This is a genomic window from Isoptericola sp. Y581 (genome assembly GCF_059445475.1).
This window is the reverse complement of record NZ_JCAIUK010000010.1, coordinates 1-21581: the sequence shown is the minus strand read 5'-3', so window position 1 is coordinate 21581 and position 21581 is coordinate 1. Positions and strand designations below refer to the sequence as shown.

Annotated in this window: 22 protein-coding genes and 1 riboswitch; of the genes, 7 read left to right on the top strand and 15 right to left on the bottom strand. The window is 73.7% G+C overall.

Annotation, left to right across the window (positions count from 1 at the left end):
- Positions 1-13 precede the first annotated feature (13 nt).
- The 3 genes from AC1C2W_RS17890 to AC1C2W_RS17880 are packed head-to-tail and all read right to left on the bottom strand — an operon-like array spanning position 14 to position 3196.
- Positions 14-907: a carbohydrate ABC transporter permease gene (locus AC1C2W_RS17890; RefSeq protein WP_495391081.1), complete on the bottom strand. Its 894-nt coding sequence runs from the start codon at positions 905-907 to the stop codon at positions 14-16.
- On the bottom strand, positions 904-1872 hold the full coding sequence (locus AC1C2W_RS17885; protein ID WP_495413878.1) for a carbohydrate ABC transporter permease: 969 nt from the start codon (positions 1870-1872) through the stop codon (positions 904-906). Before AC1C2W_RS17885 ends, AC1C2W_RS17890 begins: the two co-directional genes overlap by 4 nt.
- A 7-nt stretch (positions 1873-1879) precedes the next feature.
- Positions 1880-3196, bottom strand: coding sequence for an ABC transporter substrate-binding protein (locus AC1C2W_RS17880; protein WP_495413931.1), 1317 nt, complete (start codon positions 3194-3196; stop codon positions 1880-1882).
- A 198-nt stretch (positions 3197-3394) separates the two neighbouring features.
- On the opposite strand from AC1C2W_RS17880, the gene AC1C2W_RS17875 reads away from it, so the two are divergent.
- The gene (locus AC1C2W_RS17875) at positions 3395-4450 is read left to right on the top strand and encodes a LacI family DNA-binding transcriptional regulator (RefSeq protein ID WP_495413877.1); all 1056 of its coding nucleotides are present in this window, start codon (positions 3395-3397) and stop codon (positions 4448-4450) included.
- A gap of 81 nt (positions 4451-4531) precedes the next feature.
- On the opposite strand, the gene AC1C2W_RS17870 is transcribed toward AC1C2W_RS17875, so the two are convergent.
- The 3 genes from AC1C2W_RS17870 to AC1C2W_RS17860 all read right to left on the bottom strand — a co-directional run bounded on the left by AC1C2W_RS17870 (position 4532) and on the right by AC1C2W_RS17860 (position 6570).
- Positions 4532-4828 (bottom strand): hypothetical protein, encoded by a 297-nt coding sequence (locus tag AC1C2W_RS17870; RefSeq protein WP_495413876.1) that lies wholly within the window; start codon positions 4826-4828, stop codon positions 4532-4534.
- A gap of 243 nt (positions 4829-5071) precedes the next feature.
- Positions 5072-5770, bottom strand: a complete 699-nt coding sequence (locus AC1C2W_RS17865) for a DedA family protein (RefSeq protein ID WP_495391085.1) — start codon at positions 5768-5770, stop codon at positions 5072-5074.
- Positions 5771-5778: 8 nt separating this feature from the next.
- Positions 5779-6570 (bottom strand): copper homeostasis protein CutC, encoded by a 792-nt coding sequence (locus tag AC1C2W_RS17860; RefSeq protein ID WP_495413875.1) that lies wholly within the window; start codon positions 6568-6570, stop codon positions 5779-5781.
- 147 nt (positions 6571-6717) lie between these two features.
- Between AC1C2W_RS17860 and AC1C2W_RS17855 the strand changes: the two genes are divergently transcribed.
- Complete coding sequence (locus tag AC1C2W_RS17855) at positions 6718-7005, top strand: hypothetical protein (protein WP_495391087.1); 288 nt, start codon at positions 6718-6720, stop codon at positions 7003-7005.
- A gap of 138 nt (positions 7006-7143) precedes the next feature.
- On the top strand, positions 7144-8853 hold the full coding sequence (gene pgi / locus AC1C2W_RS17850) for a glucose-6-phosphate isomerase (protein WP_495413874.1): 1710 nt from the start codon (positions 7144-7146) through the stop codon (positions 8851-8853).
- Positions 8854-8898: 45 nt separating this feature from the next.
- On the opposite strand, the gene AC1C2W_RS17845 is transcribed toward pgi, so the two are convergent.
- Positions 8899-9513, bottom strand: a complete 615-nt coding sequence (locus AC1C2W_RS17845) for a dihydrofolate reductase family protein (RefSeq protein WP_495391089.1) — start codon at positions 9511-9513, stop codon at positions 8899-8901.
- 39 nt (positions 9514-9552) lie between these two features.
- On the opposite strand from AC1C2W_RS17845, the gene AC1C2W_RS17840 reads away from it, so the two are divergent.
- Positions 9553-10683: a PrsW family intramembrane metalloprotease gene (locus AC1C2W_RS17840; RefSeq protein ID WP_495391090.1), complete on the top strand. Its 1131-nt coding sequence runs from the start codon at positions 9553-9555 to the stop codon at positions 10681-10683.
- Here the strand turns inward: AC1C2W_RS17840 and AC1C2W_RS17835 are convergent.
- Positions 10631-10996: a DUF6069 family protein gene (locus AC1C2W_RS17835; RefSeq protein ID WP_495413873.1), complete on the bottom strand. Its 366-nt coding sequence runs from the start codon at positions 10994-10996 to the stop codon at positions 10631-10633. The genes AC1C2W_RS17840 and AC1C2W_RS17835 overlap by 53 nt on opposite strands.
- Positions 10997-11275: 279 nt before the next feature.
- Between AC1C2W_RS17835 and AC1C2W_RS17830 the strand changes: the two genes are divergently transcribed.
- Both AC1C2W_RS17830 and AC1C2W_RS17825 read left to right on the top strand, forming a co-directional pair.
- On the top strand, positions 11276-12544 hold the full coding sequence (locus AC1C2W_RS17830) for a sensor histidine kinase (RefSeq protein ID WP_495391091.1): 1269 nt from the start codon (positions 11276-11278) through the stop codon (positions 12542-12544).
- Positions 12541-13239 carry a response regulator transcription factor gene (locus tag AC1C2W_RS17825; RefSeq protein WP_495391092.1) on the top strand — a complete coding sequence of 233 codons (699 nt, stop codon included), beginning with the start codon at positions 12541-12543 and terminating at the stop codon, positions 13237-13239. The genes AC1C2W_RS17830 and AC1C2W_RS17825 overlap by 4 nt, the downstream gene beginning before the upstream one ends.
- A gap of 32 nt (positions 13240-13271) precedes the next feature.
- Here AC1C2W_RS17825 and AC1C2W_RS17820 read toward each other — a convergent pair whose 3' ends face one another.
- From AC1C2W_RS17820 to AC1C2W_RS17810, 3 genes are all read right to left on the bottom strand, one after another.
- Positions 13272-14072 (bottom strand): ABC transporter ATP-binding protein, encoded by an 801-nt coding sequence (locus AC1C2W_RS17820; protein ID WP_495413872.1) that lies wholly within the window; start codon positions 14070-14072, stop codon positions 13272-13274.
- Entirely contained in the window at positions 14072-15709 is a 1638-nt protein-coding gene (locus AC1C2W_RS17815) for an ABC transporter permease (protein ID WP_495413871.1), read from the bottom strand. Before AC1C2W_RS17815 ends, AC1C2W_RS17820 begins: the two co-directional genes overlap by 1 nt.
- 116 nt (positions 15710-15825) lie before the next feature.
- On the bottom strand, positions 15826-16935 hold the full coding sequence (locus tag AC1C2W_RS17810; RefSeq protein WP_495413870.1) for a thiamine ABC transporter substrate-binding protein: 1110 nt from the start codon (positions 16933-16935) through the stop codon (positions 15826-15828).
- Positions 16936-17005: 70 nt separating this feature from the next.
- Positions 17006-17108: riboswitch (TPP riboswitch) on the bottom strand.
- 141 nt (positions 17109-17249) lie between these two features.
- Between AC1C2W_RS17810 and AC1C2W_RS17805 the strand changes: the two genes are divergently transcribed.
- On the top strand, positions 17250-17516 hold the full coding sequence (locus AC1C2W_RS17805; RefSeq protein ID WP_495413869.1) for a DUF4235 domain-containing protein: 267 nt from the start codon (positions 17250-17252) through the stop codon (positions 17514-17516).
- Positions 17517-17543: 27 nt separating this feature from the next.
- Here AC1C2W_RS17805 and AC1C2W_RS17800 read toward each other — a convergent pair whose 3' ends face one another.
- The 4 genes from AC1C2W_RS17800 to AC1C2W_RS17785 all read right to left on the bottom strand — a co-directional run bounded on the left by AC1C2W_RS17800 (position 17544) and on the right by AC1C2W_RS17785 (position 21385).
- Positions 17544-18347, bottom strand: coding sequence for a PAS domain-containing protein (locus AC1C2W_RS17800; protein WP_495413868.1), 804 nt, complete (start codon positions 18345-18347; stop codon positions 17544-17546).
- 230 nt (positions 18348-18577) lie between these two features.
- Positions 18578-19498: a sulfite exporter TauE/SafE family protein gene (locus AC1C2W_RS17795; protein ID WP_495413867.1), complete on the bottom strand. Its 921-nt coding sequence runs from the start codon at positions 19496-19498 to the stop codon at positions 18578-18580.
- Positions 19499-19658: 160 nt separating this feature from the next.
- A complete protein-coding gene (locus tag AC1C2W_RS17790; protein ID WP_495413866.1) occupies positions 19659-20117 on the bottom strand; it encodes an RrF2 family transcriptional regulator in 459 nt (152 codons plus the stop codon).
- Positions 20114-21385 carry an AGE family epimerase/isomerase gene (locus AC1C2W_RS17785; RefSeq protein WP_495413865.1) on the bottom strand — a complete coding sequence of 424 codons (1272 nt, stop codon included), beginning with the start codon at positions 21383-21385 and terminating at the stop codon, positions 20114-20116. The genes AC1C2W_RS17790 and AC1C2W_RS17785 overlap by 4 nt, the downstream gene beginning before the upstream one ends.
- Between the last annotated feature and the right edge of the window lie 196 nt (positions 21386-21581).

The following is a 21581-nucleotide window of genomic DNA, read 5'->3' as shown; positions in this document are numbered from 1 at the left end:
TGCTCTCCTTGGGTCATCCCTTCACGGCTCCCTGCAGGCCGTTCACGATGCGCTTCTGCATCGCGAGGAAGAACACCAGCGCAGGGATCATCGCCAGCGTCGTGAAGGCGAACACGCCCGCGGTGTCCGCCGAGTGCTCCGAGGAGAAGTCGGCGACGCCGAGGGGCAGCGTCCGCATGTCGCCCTGCAGCAGCAGCAGCGGCAGGAGGTAGGCGTTCCAGGAGCCGACGAACGCGAGCACGCCCACGGTCACCATCCCCGGCCCGGACAGCGGCAGCAGGATCCGCCAGAAGAACCCGATCCGGCTGGCGCCGTCGAGCTGCGCCGCCTCCTCGAGCTCGGCGGGCAGCGCCTTGAGGAAGGGCCGCAGGATCACCACCGTCATCGGCAGCGCGAACGCCGCCTGCGGCAGGGCCACACCCCACCAGGTGTTCCCCATCTGGTAGTTCTGCGTGATCAGGATGAACAGCGGGATGATCGCCACGGTGGCGGGGAACAGCAGCCCGATGACGAACACCATGAACAGCGCCTCGCGCCCCTTGAAGCGGTACCGCGCGAGGGGGTAGGCGGCCATGATGCCGAAGACGACGACCACGGCCGTGGTGAGCACCGCGATGATCGTGGAGTTGAGGAAGTAGCCCCAGAACGGCGAGCCCGGGGACAGCACGCCCACGTAGTTGGACAGCACCCACGGGCTCGGCAGCCCGGCCGGGTCCTCGGCGAGCTGCGCGTTGGTGCGGAACCCGCCGAGCACGCCGTACAGCACCGGCCCGAGGGTCACGGCGACCACCACGAGGGAGATCGCGTACACGAGCGCCTTGCGTCCCCGCCGGTTGAGCCTGTCGAAACCCGCGTCTCGTCGGGCTCGACCAGCGGTCGTGGCCGGGGACGTCGTGACGGCGCTCATCGGTCGTCCTCCTGAGTGTCGTGGCGCAGCACGACGCGCTGGTAGACCAGCGCGAGCACCAGCGCGATGACGAACAGCACCACCGACGCGGCGCCGGCGATGCCGAAGTTCTGCCGCTTGGTGCCCTCGTTGACCAGGAACGTGGCCATGGTGGTGGTGGCGTTGGCGGGGCCGCCGCCGGTGAGGATCCACACCATGTCGAAGAGCTGCAGCGAGCCGATCATCGACAGGAAGCCCCAGGTGCGCATGGTCGGCCCCAGCAGCGGGATCGTGATCCGGCGCTGCACCTGCCACCAGGTCGCGCCGTCGAGCTGAGCGGCCTCGTAGAGCTCCCCGGGTACGCCCTGCAGGCCCGCGAGGAACAGGATCACGGCCAGCCCGAGGTACTTCCAGGTCAGCACCACGAGCACGGTCCACAGGGCGTACTCGGGGGTGCCGAGGAAGCCCTGCTCCGGCCCGTGCAGGCCGACGGCGGCGAGCATCGAGTCGATCACGCCGTACTGCGGCTGCAGCAGCTGGAACCACACGACGCCCGCGATGACCTCGGCCAGCACGTACGGCACGAAGATGATGGTGCGCAGCAGCCCCTGGCCCCACATCTTGCGGTTGAGCAGCAGCGCGATCGCCAGGCCGAGCGGCAGCTGCAGCAGGATCGAGCCGACCACGATGATGAGGTTGTGCACGACGGCGTCCGTGAAGACCTCGCTGGTCAGCACGGAGACGTAGTTCCGCAGGCCGACGAAGTCGACCATCGGGCCGAAGCCCTTCCACTTGTACAGCGACATCTGCACGGCGGTGGCGATGGGGACCACGATGAACGCGACCAGCAGGGCGAGAGCAGGTGTCACGAAGAAGGCGATCTCCGCCCGCTTGCGCCACGCCCCTGCCTGGCCGCGACGCTCCGGACGGCGGTCCGCCGACCGTGCCTGGGCACGGCCGGCGGACCGGACCGCGGTCTCCGTCATCGGTCGGTCACTGGTCCGCTTCCGCGGCGGACTGCACCGCGTCGACCACGTCCTGCGGCGTCGCCTTGCCGGCGAACTGCAGCGCGATCGCGTCGTTCATCGCGCCACCCACGGAGGTCCCGAGCAGCGTGTCGAGGTAGAGCTGGATCTCCGGCGCGGAGTCCCGCACCCTGAGCAGCTCGGCCAGCGCGGCGTCGGAGACGGACGCGGACGCCGTCGGGTTGGTCGGCAGGCCCATGTCCAGCTCGGCGAAGCCCTGCTGCACGTCGTCGCTCAGCAGGTACTGCGCGAACTCGACCGCTACGTCGGGCGAGTCGTTCGACACCGCCCACGCGTCGCCGCCGCCCATCTGGGCGAACTCGGTGCCCTGCTGGCCGGGGATCGACGGGTACGGGAACCAGCCCGTGTCGTCGCCCAGGCCCGTGCCGTCCTCGGTGAGGCCCTGCATGACGCCGGGCTCCCAGTGGCCGGCGAGCTCCATCGCGACCTTGCCGCTGGCGAGCAGGCCGGACGCCGACGTCGGGCCCGTCTGCGACGCGGTGGTGAGGAAGCCCTTGTTGAAGGGCTCGGTGGCGAGCAGCTCGTCGAGCGTCTCGCCCGCCTTGACGAAGCACGGGTCGGAGTAGTCCACGTCCGCGATGGCGGAGTCGAGCGTGTCCGCGGAGCACTGCCGGATCACGTTGTAGTACCAGTAGTGCGCGGCGGGCCACTTGTCGCCGGCGCCCACGGAGACCGGCGTGATGTCGGCCGCCTCGAGCTTGTCGAAGGTGTCGTACAGGTCGGCCATCGTGGTGGGGGTCTGCGTGATCCCCGCCTTCTCGAAGAGCGACTTGTTGTACCAGAAGCCGACGACGCCGATCGAGAAGGGCAGCGCGTACGAGGCGCCGTCCACCTGGAACCCGGGCATGTACGGCTCGAGGGTGCCGATCGTGTCCGCGGCGGGCTCCGAGATGTCCTTGAGCAGCCCGGCCTCCACGTGGTCGGCGAGCTCGCCGCCGCCCCGCTCCATGAACACGTCGGGCGAGTCGCCGGCCTGGAAGGCGGCGTCGAGCTTGGTGAGCATGTCCTCGTGCTGCATGGCGCTGACCTCGACGGTCACGCCCTCGTGCGCCGCCTCGAAGTCTGCGGCGACCTTGTCGTAGTACTCCTTGCCGTCGCCGGTGTTGGAGTTGTGCCACCAGGTGATGGTGCCGCCGTCGGCGCTGGCGGTGTCGTCGTCGCTCTGGTTGCCCGTGCCTTGGCCGGCGCAGGCTGCGCCCAGGAGCGCCACGGTGGTCCCGATCGCGACCGCGGTGGCGCCGCGCATGATCCTCGTCCTCGTCATCATCGATCCCTTGTCTTCGTCGACGGGCACGGCAGCGACGCTGCCGCGAGGTGGGTGAGTGCCTGAGCACGAGACTGGCAGGCCGGGCGGCGCTTCGTCAATCGTTGTCGATAACGATTTCGACATCTCACCTGCCCGGGCTCGACGACGGGGACGCGGCGGGGTGACCGGCGCGGGCATGCCGCATACTGTCGACTCGTGAGCACCGCCGCCGACCCGCCCGCCGCGGGCGCCCCCACCCCCGTCGTCGGGCGCGTGACCATCTCCGACGTGGCACGCGTCGCCGGCGTCTCCGTGGCCACCGTGTCCAAGGTCGTGAACAGCCGGTACGGCGTCTCCCCGAGCACGTCGAAGCACGTGCTCGCCGTGGTGGAGGAGCTCGGGTACGAGTCGTCGCTCGTGGCCCGCAGCCTGCGCCGCACCAGCACCAACGTCATCGGGGTGCTCGTCGCCGAGTTCGAGCCGTACTCCACGGAGCTGCTCAAGGGCATCTCGGCGGCGGTCGACGGCACCGGGTACGAGCTGCTCGCCTACGCCGGGCGCACCGACGGCGGCGCGCAGACCGGGTGGGAGCGGCGATCGCTCTCCCGGCTCGCCGGCACGCTCGTCGACGCGGCGATCGTCGTGACGCCCACGATGGTGATGTCCGCCGACTCGCCGGTCCCCGTCGTCGCCGTCGACCCGCACACCGGCCCCGAGGGCACCCCCACCGTCGACTCCGACAACACCACGGGCGCCCGCGAGGCCGTGGAGCACCTCATCGACCTCGGGCACCGGCGTATCGCCCACCTCGGCGGGCGCGCCGACCTCGAGTCCGCGCGCCTGCGCGAGCTGGGCTACCGCCAGGCGCTCGCCGGCGCGGGGATCCCCGTCGACCCGCTGCTGATCAAGGTCGGCGGCTACCGGCCCGACCTCGCGGACGCCCCGGTGCGCTCCCTGCTCGACCCGACCCGTTCCGACCGGCCCACCGCGGTCTTCGCCGCCAACGACCTGTCCGCCATCCACGTCCTCGAGGTGGCGCAGGAGCTCGGGCTGCGGGTGCCCGAGGACCTCTCCGTGGTCGGCTTCGACAACATCCCCGAGTCGTGGAGCAGCACTCCCCCGCTGACCACCGTCGCGCAGCCCATGCACCGCATGGGCGCCGAGGCCCTGCGGATGGTGCTCGACCTCCTCGACGGCACCGCCCGCGAGCGCCACCTCCGGCTCCCGACGTCGCTCGTCGTCCGCGCCTCGACCGCACCCCCGCCGAAGTAGTCCCGAATCCCGCGAGGTAGTTCGGATCTCCGCGAGGTAGTTCGGATCTCCGCGAGGTAGTCCGAGCCTCGGCGAGGTAGTTCAGTCGACGACGAAGGTTGCGGCGTCCTGGAACATCACCGGCGGCGCGTCGACGCCGCAGAACCCGAGGTAGCTGCCGGCGAAGTCGCCGTCCGGATGCTCGGGGTCGACGGCGATCGCTCCGTTCGAGTCCGCCACCGTGCCTGTGGCGGTGAAGCGGTCTCCGCCCCGGCCGCCGGCCTGGAGCGACGCCCCGCCGGGGAGCGTGATCGTGGAACTCCTGCTCGAGTCACCGGACGCGACAGCCTCCGTGCCGTCCGGCCAGAAGACCACGTGCTCGACGCCGTCGATCTCCACGACGTGGCAGCCGTTGGCGAGCGTTCGCAGCTCACCGAAGAGCAGCGCGGGCTCGTCACGGAAATACGGTCGTAGCTCGGTTCGTCGAGGGCCTGGACCTGGGGCGTGTCGAACCCCACAGCCTGGTCGTCGAGGGCGTCGTCGTCGGCCAGCTCGCAGCCGACGAGCAGCACCAACGACGCCAGGGCCACGCCGCCCGGCCACCCGCCACGGGTCCACATGCCGGGAGCGTAGGCCTGCGAGTCAGCGCTGGCGACCGTGCCTGCGCTCGGGCTCCCGGGGGGCGCGGCGCGCGAGGTACCGGCTGCGCAGCCGCACCAGGACGAACCACAGCACCAGCAGCCCGATGACCACGAGCACGCCGTTGGAGATGATGCCGCTCCACTGCTCCAGCACGGGCTCGATGGCGGGGCCGAACGCGTAGCCGAGGCCCACCCAGATGCCGTTCCACACCCCGGACCCGATGGCGGTGTAGAGGGTGAACGACCAGAACGGCATGCGCTCGATGCCCGCGGGGATGGAGATGAAGCTGCGCACCAGCGGCACGCAGCGGCCGAGCAGCACGGCGACGCGGCCCCACTTCGCGAAGAAGGCCTCCGCCTTGTCGAAGTCCGAGCCGTCCATGAGCGGGATCGCGTCGACGATCGCGCGCGTGCGGTCCCGGCCGAGCAGCAGGCCGAGGAGCCACCAGATCCACGCCCCGACGACGGCGCCGACGGTGGCCGCGAGGATCGCGAGCCAGGCGTTCATGTGCCCGGCGTACGCGAGGAAGCCCGCACCGGGCAGCACGGCCTCCGACGGGATCGGCGGAACGAACGTCTCGATGAGCACGGCCGCGCCCACGCCGACCTCGCCGAGCGTGACCATCAGGCCGAGCACCCAGCCGATGAAGCCGTCGTACCCCTGGGTCGGGTCGGTGGTCGCCGCGGCCACGGCGCTCACGACGCCGTTCACAGGGCGGTCCCGGCGTCGAGCGCGGCACGGGTCGCGGCGACCACGTCGGGGTCGGTGACGTCGTACCCGCCGGTGCCGCCGCCCCCCGGGCCGCCGTCGGCGACCACGGTGCGTCGTGCGGAGAGGTGGACGGCGTCGACGCCGGCCGCGACGAGGGCGGGCACGTCCTGCACCCGCACGCCGCCGCCGGCCATGATCTCGACGCCGAGCGACCGGCCGCGCTCCGCGAGCGCGGCGAGGACGTCCAGTGCCTCCCACGCCCGGGGCGCGCCGCCGGAGGTGAGCACGCGCCGCACACCGGCGGCTGCCAGGGTCTCCAGCACCTCGACGGGGCGGCTCACCTGGTCGATGGCCCGGTGGAAGGTCACGTCCGCACCGCCGGCCGCGACGACGAGCGCCGCGAGGGTCGACGCGTCGACGTCGCCGGCCTCGGTCAGCGCGCCGACCACGACGCCCGTCGCGCCGGCGTCCAGCACGGCACGGACGTCGCGCACCTGCACGTCCACCTCGTCGGGCGTGCAGACGAACCCACCGGCGCGGGGGCGCACGAGGACGTGCACGCCGACGCCCGTGCCCCGCAACGCGTCCGCCACGGCGGCGACCATGCCCGTCGACGGCGTGAGCCCGCCCGTGCCCGCGAGGGCCGCGCACAGCTCGAGGCGGTCGGCGCCGCCCTCCGCGGCGACGCGCGCACCGGCGACGTCCTGCACGGCGATCTCGAGGGCGACGGCCCGGTGAGCAGGGCTGACGGGCTCGGGGACGGGTTCCGTCGAGGGGGCGGCAGTCACGGCGGCGAGTCTACGGGGGCACGCGTGTGCGCGATCGGTGCAGCCTGTGACGGCGCGGTGGTGACCACTCGGTGGTAACTACTCGGTGGTGACTACTCGGTGGTGGCGGCGTCGGGGCTCGGCGGGCGTCGGTGGCAGGATCTCCGGGTGCCCTCCTACCGCGTGAGCCTCGCCATCGGTCTGCTCCAGCCGGGCGTCGGCCCGGCCGATGTGCTGCCCGCGGCCGCCGACGCGGCCCGTGCGCTCGCCACCGTCGAGGCGTACGACGTCGGCGTGGTGCGCGGACGCGCACGCATCACGGTGCGCTTCACCGCGGACGACGACGACGTCGCGCACCAGGTCGCCGACGCCGTCCAGGACGGGGTCGACCCGCTGGCGGACACGTTCGGGGGCACCCTCACCCGGCGCTGGGGCAACCGCTGGCAGCCTGCCTGACCGCCCCCTTCCCTGCCGAACAGGCGGTTGACACCGTAATCCGCCGCTCGTGGCCCCGATAACGGTGTCAACCGCCTGTTCGGCCGTCCTCTCGAACCAGCGTGGCCGGGTCCCGAGGAGGTCAGTACCGTGGGGCCCATGACCTCCTCCCCCGTCGATCCCACCACCACGGCCTCCTGGGGCGACCTGTACGGCCACTACCAGGAGTTCCGGGGCGACCTGCGCGGGTGGTTCGCTGCCGACCCGGAGCGCGCCGAGCGGATGACCCACGTCGCCGGCGACCTGCACGTGGACCTCTCGAAGAACCTCGCGACCGACGAGACGCTGGACCTGCTGGTCCGCCTCGCGCACGAGGTGCGCCTGCCCGAGCGCATCGAGGCGATGTTCACCGGCGACCACATCAACGTCACCGAGGACCGCGCCGTGCTGCACACGGCCCTGCGCCGGCCGCCCGGCACGCAGCCGCCGCTGGTCGTGGACGGGCAGGACGTCGACGCCGACGTCCAGGGGGAGCTCGACAAGGTCGCCGCCTTCGCCGACGAGGTCCGCTCGGGCGCGTGGACGGGCGTCACCGGCAAGCCCGTGCGCACGGTGGTGAACATCGGCATCGGCGGCTCCGACCTCGGGCCGGTCATGGTCTACGAGGCGCTGAAGCCCTACGGCCGCGCGGACCTCGAGGTGCGCTTCGTCTCCAACATCGACCCCACCGACATCGCGCAGAAGACGGCGGACCTCGACCCCGAGACCACCCTCTTCATCGTGGCGTCCAAGACGTTCGGCACGCTCGAGACCCTCACCAACGCCCGGCTCGCGCGGGCCTGGCTCTGGGAGCGCCTCATCGACGCGGGGGCGATCGAGGACGACACCGACGCGAAGCAGGCCGCCGTGCGCGCACACTTCGTCGCCGTCTCGACGGCCCTCGACAAGGTCGCCGACTTCGGCATCGACCCCACCAACGCCTTCGGGTTCTGGGACTGGGTGGGTGGCCGCTACTCCGTGGACTCCGCGATCGGGACGTCGCTGGCGATCGCCTTCGGCCCCGACGTCTTCCGCGAGCTGCTGGCCGGGTTCCGCGCCGTCGACGAGCACTTCCGCACCACCCCGCTCGAGCGCAACGTGCCCGCCCTCATGGGCCTGCTCAACGTCTGGTACGTCAACTTCCTCGGCGCCCACACGCACGCCGTGCTGCCGTACGCCCAGCAGCTGCACCGCTTCCCCGCCTACCTGCAGCAGCTCACGATGGAGTCGAACGGCAAGTCGGTGCGCTGGGACGGCTCGCCCGTGACCACACAGACGGGCGAGGTCTTCTGGGGCGAGCCCGGCACCAACGGCCAGCACGCGTTCTACCAGCTCATCCACCAGGGCACGCGGCTCATCCCGGCCGACTTCATCGCCGTCGCGAACCCCGCCTACCCGCTCGCCGACGCCGAGGGCGACGGCAAGGCCGTGTCCCCGGGCGCCGACGTGCACGAGCTGTTCCTGGCGAACTTCTTCGCCCAGACCAAGGCGCTGGCCTTCGGCAAGACGGCGGACGAGGTGCGCGCCGAGGGCACGCCCGAGGAGATCGTCCCGGCGCGCACCTTCCCCGGGAACCGGCCCACGACGTCGATCATCGCGCCCGCGCTCACGCCGTCCGTCCTGGGCCAGCTCGTCGCGCTCTACGAGCACATCACGTTCGTCCAGGGCGTGGTCTGGGGCATCGACAGCTTCGACCAGTGGGGGGTGGAGCTCGGCAAGAAGCTCGCCCTCGAGGTCGCGCCCGCCGTTGCCGGCGACGACGCCGCCCTGGCCGCCCAGGACCAGTCCACCGCCGCGCTCATCCGGTACTACCGCGACCACCGCGCCTGATCCTTACCGTCGGTCGAGCCTGTCGAGACCCGGGTTTCGACAAGCTCAACCAGCGCTGGGCACCTGGCCCTTGACGTCGTCGTACTCGGCCTGGTTGGGCAGCTCGCCCGGCGCGTAGATCAGCCGCACGACGCCGGTCGGGAACGCCTCCGAGGCGAGCAGGGTCAGCGGGTAGATCGGCTCGCCCTCGTCGAAGAGCCGCTCGCCGTGCCGGGCCGCGACGGGGTGCACCAGCAGGCGCAGCTCGTCGAGGAGGCCGGCCGCGAGGAGCTGGCGGACGATCGACAGCGAGCCGGGGACCAGGATCTTCTCCACGCCGGGCTCCGCCTTCAGCGCCTCGACGGCGGCCACGAGGTCGCCGTCGAGGCGCTCGACCCCGCGCCAGCCGAGGTCGTGGTCCTGGCGGGTCGCGACGACCTTGCGCATGTCGCCGAGGCGCTTGGCGAACGCCGCGTCCTCCTCGCCGGCCAGCTCCCGCTCCGGCCAGGCGCCGGCGAAGCTGTCGTAGGTGACGCGCCCGATCAGGAGGAGGTCGGTGTCGCGGTAGTCGTCGTCGACGGCGCCCGACATGTGGTCGTCGAAGTACGGGAAGTGCCAGGCGGGGTCGATCTCGGCCACGCCGTCGAGCGAGATGAACAGGGTGGAGACGACCGAGGCCATGAGAGGTCCTTCCGGTAGGGGGTCCTAGGATCGGTGGCCATGGCAGCCCTCGACCCGAAGGCCATCCTCGCCGGGCGGCCGCCCGGTCGCCCGCCGGTGGGCGCCCTCGTCACCATCGCCGTGTCGTCGCTGTGCCTCATCGCCGCGCTCGTCATGACCGCGGCGGAGGGACCGACGTTCGTCGAGGGCCTGCTGCTCGCCCTGCTGCCGCTGCCCCTGCTGCTCGCCGGCGTGCTCTCCCTGGACCGGCTCGAGCCCGAGCCCCCCGACGCGCTGGTCCTGGCCTTCCTCTGGGGCGCCGGCGTGTCCGTGCTGGTGGCGATGGCCATCAACACCGCGGGGCTCACGATGCTGTGGACGCCGCTGCTCGGCCAGGAGGAGGGGTTCGTCGCGACGGCGGTGCTCACCGCACCCGTCGTCGAGGAGACGCTCAAGGCCCTCGTCCTCGTGGGGATGCTCTGGTTCCGCCGGCACGAGCTCAACGGGCCGACCGACGGCATCATCTACGGCTCGATGGTGGGCCTCGGCTTCGCGACGGTGGAGAACATCCACTACTACACGGTCGCCGGCCCGGAGGGGCTGGCGCTGACGTTCGTGGCCCGCGGCCTCGCGTCGCCGCTGGTGCACCCGTTGTGCACCTCGCTCACGGGCATCGGGATCGCGATGGCGGCGCTCGCGCCGCGCGGCTGGTCGCGCGTCTGGCCGGTGCTGCTCGGGCTGCTGGGCGCCGTGACCTACCACGCGCTGTGGAACGGCGCCGCGTCGGCCGGCGTCGGCCCGACGATCGCCGTCTACGTCCTGGGCCTCGCCGTCCTGGTCGGGCTGCTCACCGTCGTCCGCGCGGACCGGGCCCGCATCGTGGCGCTGATCGGCCGCTACCTGCCCCCGTACGCGGCGGCCGGGGTCGTGACCCCGTCGGACGTCGTGATGCTGTCCTCGCTGCCGGCGCGCCGGCGGGCGCGCGAGCAGGTCCGCGCCGCGGGCGGCCCGGGCCCCGCCCGCGCCCTGCGCGACTACCAGCAGGCGGCCACCGAGCTCGCCATGCTGCACCGTCGCGCCGAGCGCGGGCTGGTGGACCGGCCCCGGTTCGAGCTGCGTCGCGGGCCCCTGCTGCTGCTCATGCACGCGGCGCGGCAGGTGTTCGAGCCCCTGCGGCGCCCGCCCCGCTGAGACCGAGGGCAATCACCGCGCCCACCGTGAGGTGCTCCAGCATCAGCAGCACCATGGCGCCGCCGTTGGCGGCGCCCAGCGGGCCGAGCAGCGACACCAGCAGGACGACGGCGCACAGCATCAGCCAGGCCCGTCGCCCGCCGCTCCGCGTGCGGAACAGGAGCGCCCGGACCCCCCAGCCTGCCAGTGCCGTCGTCATGCTCGCGGCCACGACGAGCGAGATGACGACCTCGAGGGTGCCCGACCCGGCCCGCACCTGCGGGTCGACGCCCAGCAGCATCCCGACGAGGTACACGAACGAGCCCGTGAGCATCGCGGCCACCACGACCTTCGTCGGGCGGTTCCACCGCCTGCGCGGCGTCCTCGTGCCCGACGGCGTGGTGCTCCGCGTGTTCCGATGAGTCCTCGGTGTCTCCGTCGCGCCCATGGTCTCGTCCCCTCCTCTGCCGGCTCCCTGCCGACACGACGAGACTCCCGCGCACCGGGCATACACCGCGCCCTCCCGCGGTCGGCAACCGGCACACCCTGCGGCGCCCCCACCCCCGACCTTGGTCGGTGTCGCGGGCACACACGCCGCCGTAGCGTCCCGGTCATGACCACCTCCGGCACCACCCCGACCGCGGCGCGGCCCCGCCCGACTCCTGGCGGCTGGGCGACGAGCGACCCGTGCCCGCCCCCCAGCGACGGCCCGCCACCCGCCCCGCGCAGCCTCCTCGTGATCGCATGGGCGCTGATCGCCATGCTCACGGCGGCATCGACGGCCGCCGTCGTGACCTCGGTCCCCGGGCCCGGCGCGATCCTGGCGGCGGTGCCGAAGGTGCCCGCGGCCGTCGACATCGCCGTGGCGGTGGCCGCGGTCGCGATCGTGCCGCTGCTGTTCACACGGCGCAGCGTCGTCGCCGCCGTCGCGCTCGCGATCCTCGCGGCGGCCTCCGGGGCGGCCACCCCGGCCGCGACGGTGGGGACGCTGCAGGTCGCGCGCTGGTACCCGGTGCGGACGGCGATCCCCGTCGCGGCGGCGGGCGTCCTCGGGCACGCCGTGCAGGCGCTGTGGCGGCCGGTGAGCCTGCCCATCGGCTGGTGGCTGCTGTGCGACGTCGCGGTGCACGCGGCGCTGCTCGGCTGGGGCGCCTACGGCCGGGAGCGCGCGCTGGTGGTGTGGTCGCTGCGCGACCGGGCCCGCCGGGCGGAGGCCGATCAGGAGCGGCGCCTGACCGAGGCGCGCACCGCCGAGCGCACCCGCATCGCCCGCGAGATGCACGACACGCTGGCGCACCGGCTCTCCCTGCTGGCAGCCACGGCGGGGGCCCTGGAGTACCGGCCGGACGCGGACCCGGCGCAGGTCGCGGCGGCGGCCGGGCGGGTCCGCTCGGGCGTCAGCGACGCCCTCGAGGACCTGCGCCAGGTGATCCGCCTGCTGCGCGCCGGCCCCGACGACCTCGGCCCGGTGCCCGGCCTGGACGACGTGCGCCGGCTGGTCGACGACGCCCGCGCCGCCGGGGGCGACGTGCGGTTCGAGCGCACGGGTGACCTCCGGCCGGACGCCGCACCGCCCGCCGGCGTGGCGACCGCGGTCTTCCGCGTGGTGCAGGAGGGGCTCACCAACGCCCGTCGGTACGCGCCGGGGGCGGGCGTGCGCGTGACGGTCGCGACGACGCGCCATGACGAGATGCGCGGCGAGGTGCGCGTGCGCGTGGCCGACGACGGGGCCACCCGCGGCGGCCCGACGACGGGGGCGGGCACGGGGACCGGCCTCGTCGGCCTGCGCGAGCGGGCCACGCTCCTGGGCGGCACGCTCGCCGCCGGGCCGGAGGCGTCGGGCGGCTTCGCGGTGGAGGCGTGGCTACCGTGGGGCCCGTGACCACCCCTGACAGCACCGGCGCCGGCACGGACGCGAACCTTGACCCCGCCGGCACGGTCCGGCTCGTGCTCGTGGACGACGACGCCCTCGTCCGGGCGGGCCTGCGCCTCATGCTCGACGGCGCGGACGGGGTGCGCGTGGTGGCCGAGGCCGCCGACGGCGCGGACGTCCCCGCCGTCCTCGACGCCCACCCGGCCGACGTCGTCCTGATGGACCTGCGCATGCCCGGCGTCGACGGCATCGCCGCTACGCGGCGGGTGCGCGCCCGCCCCTCGCCGCCGGCCGTGGTCGTGCTGACCACGTTCGACACCGCCGAGGAGGTCGGCGGAGCGCTGCGTGCCGGCGCAGCCGGCTACCTGCTCAAGGACATGCCACCCGCCCGGATCGCCGCCGCGGTCCGCGCGGCGGCCGCGGGCGAGCCCGTGCTGGCGCCGGACGTGGCGCGGCGGCTGATGGACGCCGTGGCCGGGTCGGGCGGGACGCGCGAGCGGGCCCGCGCGGCGCTGGCGACCCTCACCGGGCGGGAGCGGGACGTCGCCGTCGAGCTCGGCCGCGGCGCGTCGAACGCGGACATCGCCGCGCGCCTCTACCTCAGCGTCCCCACCGTCAAGGCCCACGTGTCGAGCGTGCTGGTGAAGCTGGGGCTGGAGAACCGCACGCAGGTGGCGCTGCTCGTGCACGACGCCGGCGCCTAGTCCCTCAGACCTCTGCCCTCTGCCCTCTGCCCTCAGGCCTCGACCCGCGGCACGAGGTCCTCGGCCCCCGGCGCGAGGCCGAGGAACTCCGCCACCCGGGCGGACGCCGGGGCGCGCAGCAGCACGTCGGGGGCGTCCAGCTGCAGCAACCGGCCGGCGTCCATCACCGCGACCCGGTCGGCCACGGTGAACGCCTCGTCGTGGTCGTGCGTGACGAAGACGGCGGTGGTGCCGGTGGCGCGCAGCGTGTCCCGGACGTCGACGGCGAGCCGCTCGCGCAGCCGGCGGTCCAGGGCGGACAGCGGCTCGTCGAGCAGCAGCAGCCGCGGCCGCGGGGCGAGCGCGCGGGCCAGTGCCACCCGCTGCTGCTCGCCACCCGACAGCGTCGCGACGGACCGGCGCTCGTAGCCCGCCAGACCCACGTCGGCGAGCAGCTCGGCGACGCGCGCCGACCGCTCGGCCCGCGGCACGCCCTGCGTCTCGAGCCCGTAGGCCACGTTGCGGGCCACGTCGCGGTGCGGGAACAGCTGGCCGTCCTGGAAGAGCAGGCCGAAGCCGCGGCGGTGCACGGGCACGCCGGCGAGGTCCTCGCCGTCGAACGCGACGCTGCCGCCAGCGAGCGGCTCCAGCCCGGCGACCGCGCGCAGCAGCGACGACTTGCCGCAGCCGCTCGGCCCCAGCAGGGCGACGATCTCCCCCGCCGCCACGTCGAGCGACACCCGGTCCACGGCGACGGCCCCCGCGCGTCGGCGCGTCGCGCCGTACCGCACCTCGGCGTCGCGCACGGCCAGCCCGCCCGGCGCCCCCGGGGTCGCCTCGTTCGCGTGCCCCATCAGAACTCCCCTCCCGGCCGGTCGCCCCGCAGGCGCTCGGCCACCATCATGACGGTCGCGGTGAGCACGGCGAGCACCACGGACGCCGCGAGCGCCATCCCGTAGTTCTCGGCCCCGGGCCTCCCGATCAGCCGGAAGATCACCACCGGCAGCGTCGCCGTGTCGGGGCGGGCGAGGAACGACGTCGCGCCGAACTCGCCCAGGGACACGGCGAAGGCGAAGCCGATCGCGAGCCCCAGCGACCGTGCCCCGAGCGGCCCGTCCACGGTGCGCAGCACGCGCCCCGGCGTCGCGCCCAGGGCGGCGGCGGCCTCGCGCAGCCGCGGGTCGATCGCGCGCAGCACCGGCAGCATCGTGCGCACCACGAGGGGGATCGCCACCACGGCCTGCGCGATCGGCACGAGGGCGCCCGACGTGCGCAGGTCGACGTCGAGCCCGAGCGGCCGGTCCAGCGTGATCAGGAAGCCGAACCCCACCGTCACCGCGGACACGCCCAGCGGCAGCATGAACGCCGCGTCGAGGACGCCGATGGCCCGCCGCAGCCCCGCGCGGCGAGGGCGGCGGGAGACGACCAGGGCCACGAGCCCGCCCACGACGACGGCGATCACAGCCGCCCACGCCGCCGTCCGCAGGGAGTTGCCGAGCGCCTCCCACACGGTGACTGTCAGGGCGTTGCGGCCCCCCGTGGTGCCGAGCGCCAGGTAGTTGTCGAGCCCCCAGGAGCCGTCGGCCGTCCGCAGGGAGCGGGCGACGAGCCCCGCCACGGGCAGCACCAGCAGCCCGGCGACCACGACGACGGTCGCGACGGCGGGGGCGAGGTCCGCGCCCGCGCGCAGGCGCAGCCGGTGGGCGGACACCCGGTCGCTCGTCAGGTGCAGCGCGCGCTCGCGCCGGGACCGCGCGCGCGAGCTGACCAGCAGGGCCCCGGCCACCACCACGAGCTGGAGGACGGACAGCACGGCGGCCGAGCGCAGGTCGAGGAACTGGGTGGTCCGGGTCCAGATCTCCGTCTCGATGGTGCCGTAGCGCAGGCCGCCGAGCACGAGGACGACGCCGAACGCCGTCGCGCAGAACAGGAACACCACTGCGGCGGCCGACGCGATCGCCGGCCCGAGGGCGGGGAGGGTCACGGTGCGGAACGCCCGCCACGGCGTGGCGCCGAGCGCGCGGGCGGCCTGCTCGGCGCGCGGGTCCAGCCGCTCCCACATACCGCCCACGGTGCGCACCACCACCGCGTAGTTGAAGAAGACGAGCGCCAGCACGATGCCGGCGAAGCTCTCCTCGAGCCCGGCCCAGCCGAGCAGCCCGCCGGGCGCGAAGAGCGCGCGGAACGCGACGCCCACCACCACGCTCGGCAGCACGAACGGCACGGTCACCAGGCCGCGCACCAGCGTGCGCCCGGGGAACCGGCACCTGTACAGCACGTACGCGCCGGGCAGGCCGAGCAGCAGCGACAGCACCGCCCCCGCGACCGCCTGGGCGAGCGTCTGGCCGACGATGCGCCACGTGCGCTCCTGCGACAGCACGTCCGCGAAGCCGGACAGGTCCAGCACCCGGCCCGCCGCGGTGTCCGTAAAGAATCCCTGCAGGACGAGCGAGACCACCGGCCAGGCGAAGAAGACCGCGAGGAAGCCCATCGGGAGCGCGACCGCGGCGCCCCAGCCGAGCCACGCGCGCCACCGGTGGGCGCGCGGAAGCGACGCCCGGGACGAAGGGCGCGCGACGGGACGCGTTGCCGGGGCGGGCGGCCGCGTCAGCCGACGACCGTGGCCGTCCACTGCTCGATCCACTCGTCGCGGTGCTCGGCGACGTCGGCGGGCGCCACCTCGAACGGTTCGTCGGCCAGAGGCGCGAACTTCTGCCACTCGGCGGGCAGCTCGACGCCCGGGTCGGCCGGGTACATGTACATCTGGCCTGGCACGTCGGCCTGGAACTCGCTCGTGGTGAGGAAGTCGACCAGCTGCTGCGCGCCCTCCGGGTTCTCGGCCCCCGCGAGCACGCCCGCGTACTCGACCTGCCGGAAGCAGGTGTCGAGCATGGCGCTGGTGGTCGAGGACTTCCCGTCCTCGGACACGGTGAACGCCGGCGACGTCGCGTACGACAGCGCGATCGGCCGCTGCCCGCCCTCGCCCGCGCCGGAGAAGTCCACGTAGTACGCGTCCTCCCAGCTCTCGGCCACCTTGACGCCGTTGTCACGCAGGTCGGCCCAGTAGCCCTGCCAGCCGTCGGTGCCGAACGCGCCGATCGTGGCGAGCAGGAACGCCAGCCCGGGCGACGAGGTGGCGGGGTTCGTCACCACGGTCAGGTCCGCGTACTCGGGCTTCGTGAGGTCCTCGAGCGTCTCCGGCGGGGTGACGTCGTGCTCGGCGAACCAGCCGTCGTCGAGGTTGAGGCACACGTCGCCCACGTCGATCGGCGTGAGCGTGCCGGCCAGGTCGTCCGGCGCGTACGCCGCGACCTGCGGGTCGAGGTCAGCGGGCTGGTATGGCTCGAAGACGCCCGCCTCCACCGCGCGCGACGCGAACGAGTTGTCCACCCCGAAGACGACGTCGCCCAGCGGCGCGTCCTTGGTGAGCACCAGCTGGTTGACCAGGGTGCCGGCGTCACCAGGCGCGACCTGCTCGACAGTGAGGCCGGACTCCTTCTCGAACGTGGCCAGGACGTCGTCGGAGACGGCGAACGAGTCGTGGGTCACGAGCGTCACCGTGCTGTCGTCCCCACCGCTCGCCGCGCCACCGCCGTCCCCGCCTGCCCCGCAGGCGGCGAGCAGTGGCAGCAGCGCGACCACGGCGAGGCCCGCCGTCGTGCGTGTCCTCGTCCGCTCGCGGCCCGCCGGGAGCGGACGCTGCGCGCTGTGGGTCATGGTTCCTCCTCAACGGTCGAGAAGGGGGTCCTGCGGGCGCTGGGCGTCGTCGTGGCGCGGATGCCCGCAGGGATCGAGAATCCCGACTTCCTCCACCGGTGCTAACCGGGTCAGGTTCGAGGGTCTGCGGCGGTCCGCACTCTCAGCGCCGTGGCGCTCCCCTGTCGTATCACCACGAGCCTACACACCCGCGCCGCGCTACCGTGGTGCCGTCCGCGTCGACGGGGTGTGATGTGCCTGACGTGCCACGACGCCCCTGCACGCGCCACGATCACGCACCGAGAACGCACGAGAGAACGAACCGAGGAGGCCACGTGGCAGACACCGAGCAGCCGATCGCGGTGAAGGTCGGCACGGTCGTGCTGACGATCGCCGCCGGATGGATCGCACAGAAGCTCATCGGGGTGGTCTGGGAGAAGGCCACCGGCAGCGCGGCACCCACCAACGTGGACGACGACGAGATCTCGGTCGTCCAGGCGGTGACGTTCGCGGCGGTCTCGGGAGGCGTCGCGGTCCTCGCCAAGCGGCTGGCCCGCAAGGGCGCGGTGCGCGCGGCCGGGCGCTTCGTGCACAGCGCCTGACGACGGCGCCTCCGCGGGTGCAGCCGCTCAGCGGCTCGCCCGCGGGCGACGCCTCGCGAGCTGCGCGTCGTGGCCGTGCGGGCGGTCCACCAGGTGCACGGCGGCGAGCGCGCGGCTGAGCCGGTCCGCGGCGTCCTTCGCGGGCGGCGCGGACCGGACCACCTCCGCCGCCGTGAGCGCCGCGTCGCCGTCGCCGTCGCCGACACCGACGCCGACGGGTCGCGCGAGCTCCTTCATGACCTGTTCTCCGGCCGACTGCGCGGAGGCGCCGACCTGGGCGCCGGCGTCCGCCAGCACCTCGGTGGCCACCGACTCGTCCACCCCGCAGACGGCCATGATCGCGCCCTTGGCACGCTCCGAGGCGGCCGCCGCGACGAACGCGCGCGAGACGGCCCGGTGCGCGTCGCGGTCGAGCGCGACGCGAACGACGGGGCTCGCCTCGATCACGTACCCCACGAGCTGTGACGCCGCGCCGTCCGTGCCGTGCCGCGCCTGCCCCGTGACGACGACGGTGTGCGTACGCCCGTGGTCGTCCACGATGCGGTGCCCGCCCGCGAACGGGCGGCCCGTGCCGAGCGCGACCACCGCGGTGCGCGACAGCCGCTCCCGGTCGTCGGGGTGCAGGTGGGCGCGCAGCACCTCGGGCCCCGGCGGGATCGTCCCGGGCTCGCGGCCGAAGATCCGGTAGACCTCGTCGGACCACCACCACGCCCCCGTGGCGACGTCGACCCGATACTGGCCCACGAGGAGCTGGCTCCCGGCCCCGAGCAGCTCCGCGAGCGCGACCAGCTCACGGCGCGGGGAGTCGTGCGGAGTCCTGTGCGTCGACATGGGCTCACCCCCGATCCGTGCTCAGGGTCGGGCTCGCAGATCTCCTGGCTCCCCCACCGTACCGGGACACGGCAGCACCGCCACCGGACGGCCCGGGGTGGTGAGGGCAAGTGGCCCGGTTTCCCCAGGAACCGGCCCACGATCTCACCCACGGCCCAGGGGGTCGGGTGACCGCGCGGGGCCGCGGGTGTCGTACCGGCGGGTGCGCCTCCCTGTGCTTCAGACCTGGTTCAGACGGCGGGCGTCGCGACCGCGGGATCGACGGGCGCGGCAGCCGTCTCCTCGGCGACGGCCTTACGGTGCTCGCGGAACGAGTACACGATCGCCCCGGCCCAGCCGACGGCGATGAGGCCGAGCACGACGCCGCGCACGGCGCCGTCCACCGGGAACGAGTCCAGGTTCATCAGGGTGCGCGCGTTGGTGAGGACGATGATGCCGCCGACGGCGGAACCCAGGACCCGCGGCGGGACCAGCCGCACGAGCCAGGCGGCGATGGGGGCCGCGATCAGGCCGCCGATCAGCAGCGCCAGCGCCCACGAGGGGTTGATGCCGGCGACACCGAGGCCGAACAGGAAGCCGAGGCTGGCGGCGACCGCCACGAAGAACTCGCTGGTGTCGATCGAGCCGATGACCTTGCGCGGCTCCATCCGGCCGCTCGCGAGGATCGCGGGCGTCCCGACCGGGCCCCAGCCGCCGCCACCCGTGGCGTCCATGAAGCCGGCCACGAGCCCGAGCGGAGTGAGGAACCGCTTGCGCAGCGGCTGCCCGAGGCGGTCGGTGCGCAGGCCGCGCAGCGTGAAGCGCAGCAGCACGTAGACACCGAGGCCGAGCAGCAGGATGGACATGAGCGGCCCCGCGATCTCGGTCGAGAGCCACGAGAGGAACGTCGCGCCGGCGAATGCCCCGATCGCGCCGGGGATGCCGATCTTGACCACGACCTTCCAGTCGACGTTGCCGAAGCGCCAGTGCGACGCGCCCGATGCGAGCGTCGTGCCGACCTCGGCGAGGTGCACCGTCGCCGAGGCGGCCGCGGGGTTGGTGCCGATCGCGAGCAACAGGGTCGTCGAGGTCACGCCGTAGGCCATGCCCAGGCTGCCGTCTACGAGCTGCGCGCCGAGGCCTACGAGTGCAAGGAGCACGAGAGTCCGCACGGGTGTTCCCTCCGTCGGCACGGCAGCCGGTCCACCGCGACCTATGCGAACTTACCCGATCGGTCCGATCGGATTCAACGGGTCTCGCTGATTTGTCCGTACCGTGAGACACGCTGGAGGCGCCCGGATCGTCAGGCCTTCATGTTGCGGTGGGTCGACGTCAGGGGTTGAGCCAGGCGGACTCGCCGTCCGTGAGCTCCCGCACGACGTCGGGCAGGCTTCCGGCCGCCAGGTCCGCCAGCGTCACCTGCTCGAGGACGGCCCGTACGTTGACCCGGAGCGCCACCCAGACGTGCAGCAACGCGGCCGCCGCCCCCGAGTACTCGAGATCGGAGGGGCGCGCGTCGCGCACGAAGACGAGCGGCCCGTCCACGGCCCGCACCACGTCGGCGACGGTGACGTGATCTGCCGGGCGTGCGAGAACATACCCTCCGCCGGCCCCCCGACGGCTCGCGACGATCCCCTCGCGACGCAGATCGCCGAGGATCGCCTCGAGGAAGCGGTGCGGCACCTGCTGCGCCCGGGCTAGCGCCTCGGCGGGCACCGGACCGTCGTCGACGGAGGCCGCGAGCTCGGCCGCCGCCCGCACCGCGTAGTCCGCCTTGGCGGAGATCCTCATCGCCCGGCGCTCTCCGTCGGGGCAGCGAGCCGCGCCCCTTCGAGCAGCCGGCCGACCGCCCGGGCCGAGGCCGCGAACGAGCCGGTGAGCGGGAGCTCCGGAAGGATGACCGCCTGCGCTGCGTGGTAAATGTCCGGCTTGCCGACCCAGGTGCGCCCCGACGGCAGGTTGTCGCTGCCGAGCTCGTGGAACCAGGAGCCCTGGCCGTGGTCCACCAGGTGGGCGTCGATCCAGGCCCACCACTCGTCGGCGAGGCCGGAGAAGCGGTCGTCGCCGGTGGTTCGGTGCAGCACGTCGGCCGCCGCGGCGGCCTCGGCGGCCACCCAGTGGAAGCGGCGCGGCTCGACCGGCCGCCCCGTCCAGTCGGTCGTGTAGACGAAGCCGCCGCCCGACGGGTCCCAGCCGTCGGTCACGGCGCGCTCGAACAGGCTCCGCGCCGCGTGCGTGCGCGTGCCCTCAGCGCCGGCCGCGACGTCGACCTGCAGCAGCAGTCGGGACCACTCGAGCCCGTGCCCCGGCGTCGCGCCGTAGGGCTTGAACGGGTCGTGCGGCCGGTCGGCGTTGTACTCGAGCTGGGGCTGCCAGGACGAGTCGAAGTGCTCGGGGATGCGCCAGTCGTTCGACGACGCCCATCCGATGACACGGTCGGCGATCGTCGCCGCCCGGTCGAGCCACCGACGCTCCCCGGTGGCGTCATGGGCGGCCAGCAGCGCCTCGACCGAGTGCATGTTGGCGTTCACGCCCCGGTACGGGTCCACGACCGCCCAGTCGCGCGAGCGCTCGTCGAGGTGCAGCTGGTGCTCCGCCTCCCAGAACTCCCCGTCCAGCACGGACAGCGCGCGCTCGAGCAGCGGCTCGGCTCCGGTGATCCCGGCCAAGGTTCCCGTCGCTCCCGCGAGGACGACGAACGCGTGGCCGTACGCCTGCTTAGTCCCGTCGACTTCGTCGGCTCCGGGGCCGCGAGAGGCCACCCAACCGCCGTGCTCGGCATCGGCGAGCACGCGATCCAGACCCGCCACGCCCCGCTCCGCGACATCCCCGGCGCCCTCGACGCCCAGCAGGTGCCCCAGGCCGAACGTGTGCGTCATGCGGGAGGTGATCCACGTGTGCGTGGGCTGGGTGGCGTCCACCGCGCCCGCATCGTCGAGCCAACCCGCCGCGCCGCCGGCGCCGACGGACGGCTGGGCGAAGTCCAGGAGGGACAAGAAGTGGTCAGCGCGCCACGACGACGTGGGGCCCGCGGGAGGAAGGAAGGCAGCTCCGGTCACCCGGTGAGCCTATCGGCCGGTGCCGCGACGGCGAAGCGTCGCCCGCCACGTGCCGTGCTGCGGGGCCGCTCCTGTATCGGGGTACGCGAAATGTATCGGGGTACGCGAAAGGCCCACCCCGGGTAAGGGGTGGGCCTCTCGTGAATAGATGTCCGGCGGCGTCCTACTCTCCCACCCCCTCTCGAGGGCAGTACCA

Coding starts and splice junctions, on each gene's coding strand:
- AC1C2W_RS17890 (WP_495391081.1), bottom strand. CDS start 907: ATGAGCGCCGTCACGACGTCCCCGGCCACGACCGCTGGTCGAGCCCGA.
- AC1C2W_RS17885 (WP_495413878.1), bottom strand. CDS start 1,872: ATGACGGAGACCGCGGTCCGGTCCGCCGGCCGTGCCCAGGCACGGTCG.
- AC1C2W_RS17880 (WP_495413931.1), bottom strand. CDS start 3,196: ATGACGAGGACGAGGATCATGCGCGGCGCCACCGCGGTCGCGATCGGG.
- pgi (WP_495413874.1), top strand. CDS start 7,144: ATGACCTCCTCCCCCGTCGATCCCACCACCACGGCCTCCTGGGGCGAC.
- AC1C2W_RS17845 (WP_495391089.1), bottom strand. CDS start 9,513: ATGGCCTCGGTCGTCTCCACCCTGTTCATCTCGCTCGACGGCGTGGCC.
- AC1C2W_RS17840 (WP_495391090.1), top strand. CDS start 9,553: ATGGCAGCCCTCGACCCGAAGGCCATCCTCGCCGGGCGGCCGCCCGGT.
- AC1C2W_RS17835 (WP_495413873.1), bottom strand. CDS start 10,996: ATGCTCACGGGCTCGTTCGTGTACCTCGTCGGGATGCTGCTGGGCGTC.
- AC1C2W_RS17830 (WP_495391091.1), top strand. CDS start 11,276: ATGACCACCTCCGGCACCACCCCGACCGCGGCGCGGCCCCGCCCGACT.
- AC1C2W_RS17820 (WP_495413872.1), bottom strand. CDS start 14,072: ATGGGGCACGCGAACGAGGCGACCCCGGGGGCGCCGGGCGGGCTGGCC.
- AC1C2W_RS17815 (WP_495413871.1), bottom strand. CDS start 15,709: ATGGGCTTCCTCGCGGTCTTCTTCGCCTGGCCGGTGGTCTCGCTCGTC.
- AC1C2W_RS17810 (WP_495413870.1), bottom strand. CDS start 16,935: ATGACCCACAGCGCGCAGCGTCCGCTCCCGGCGGGCCGCGAGCGGACG.
- AC1C2W_RS17800 (WP_495413868.1), bottom strand. CDS start 18,347: ATGTCGACGCACAGGACTCCGCACGACTCCCCGCGCCGTGAGCTGGTC.
- AC1C2W_RS17790 (WP_495413866.1), bottom strand. CDS start 20,117: ATGAGGATCTCCGCCAAGGCGGACTACGCGGTGCGGGCGGCGGCCGAG.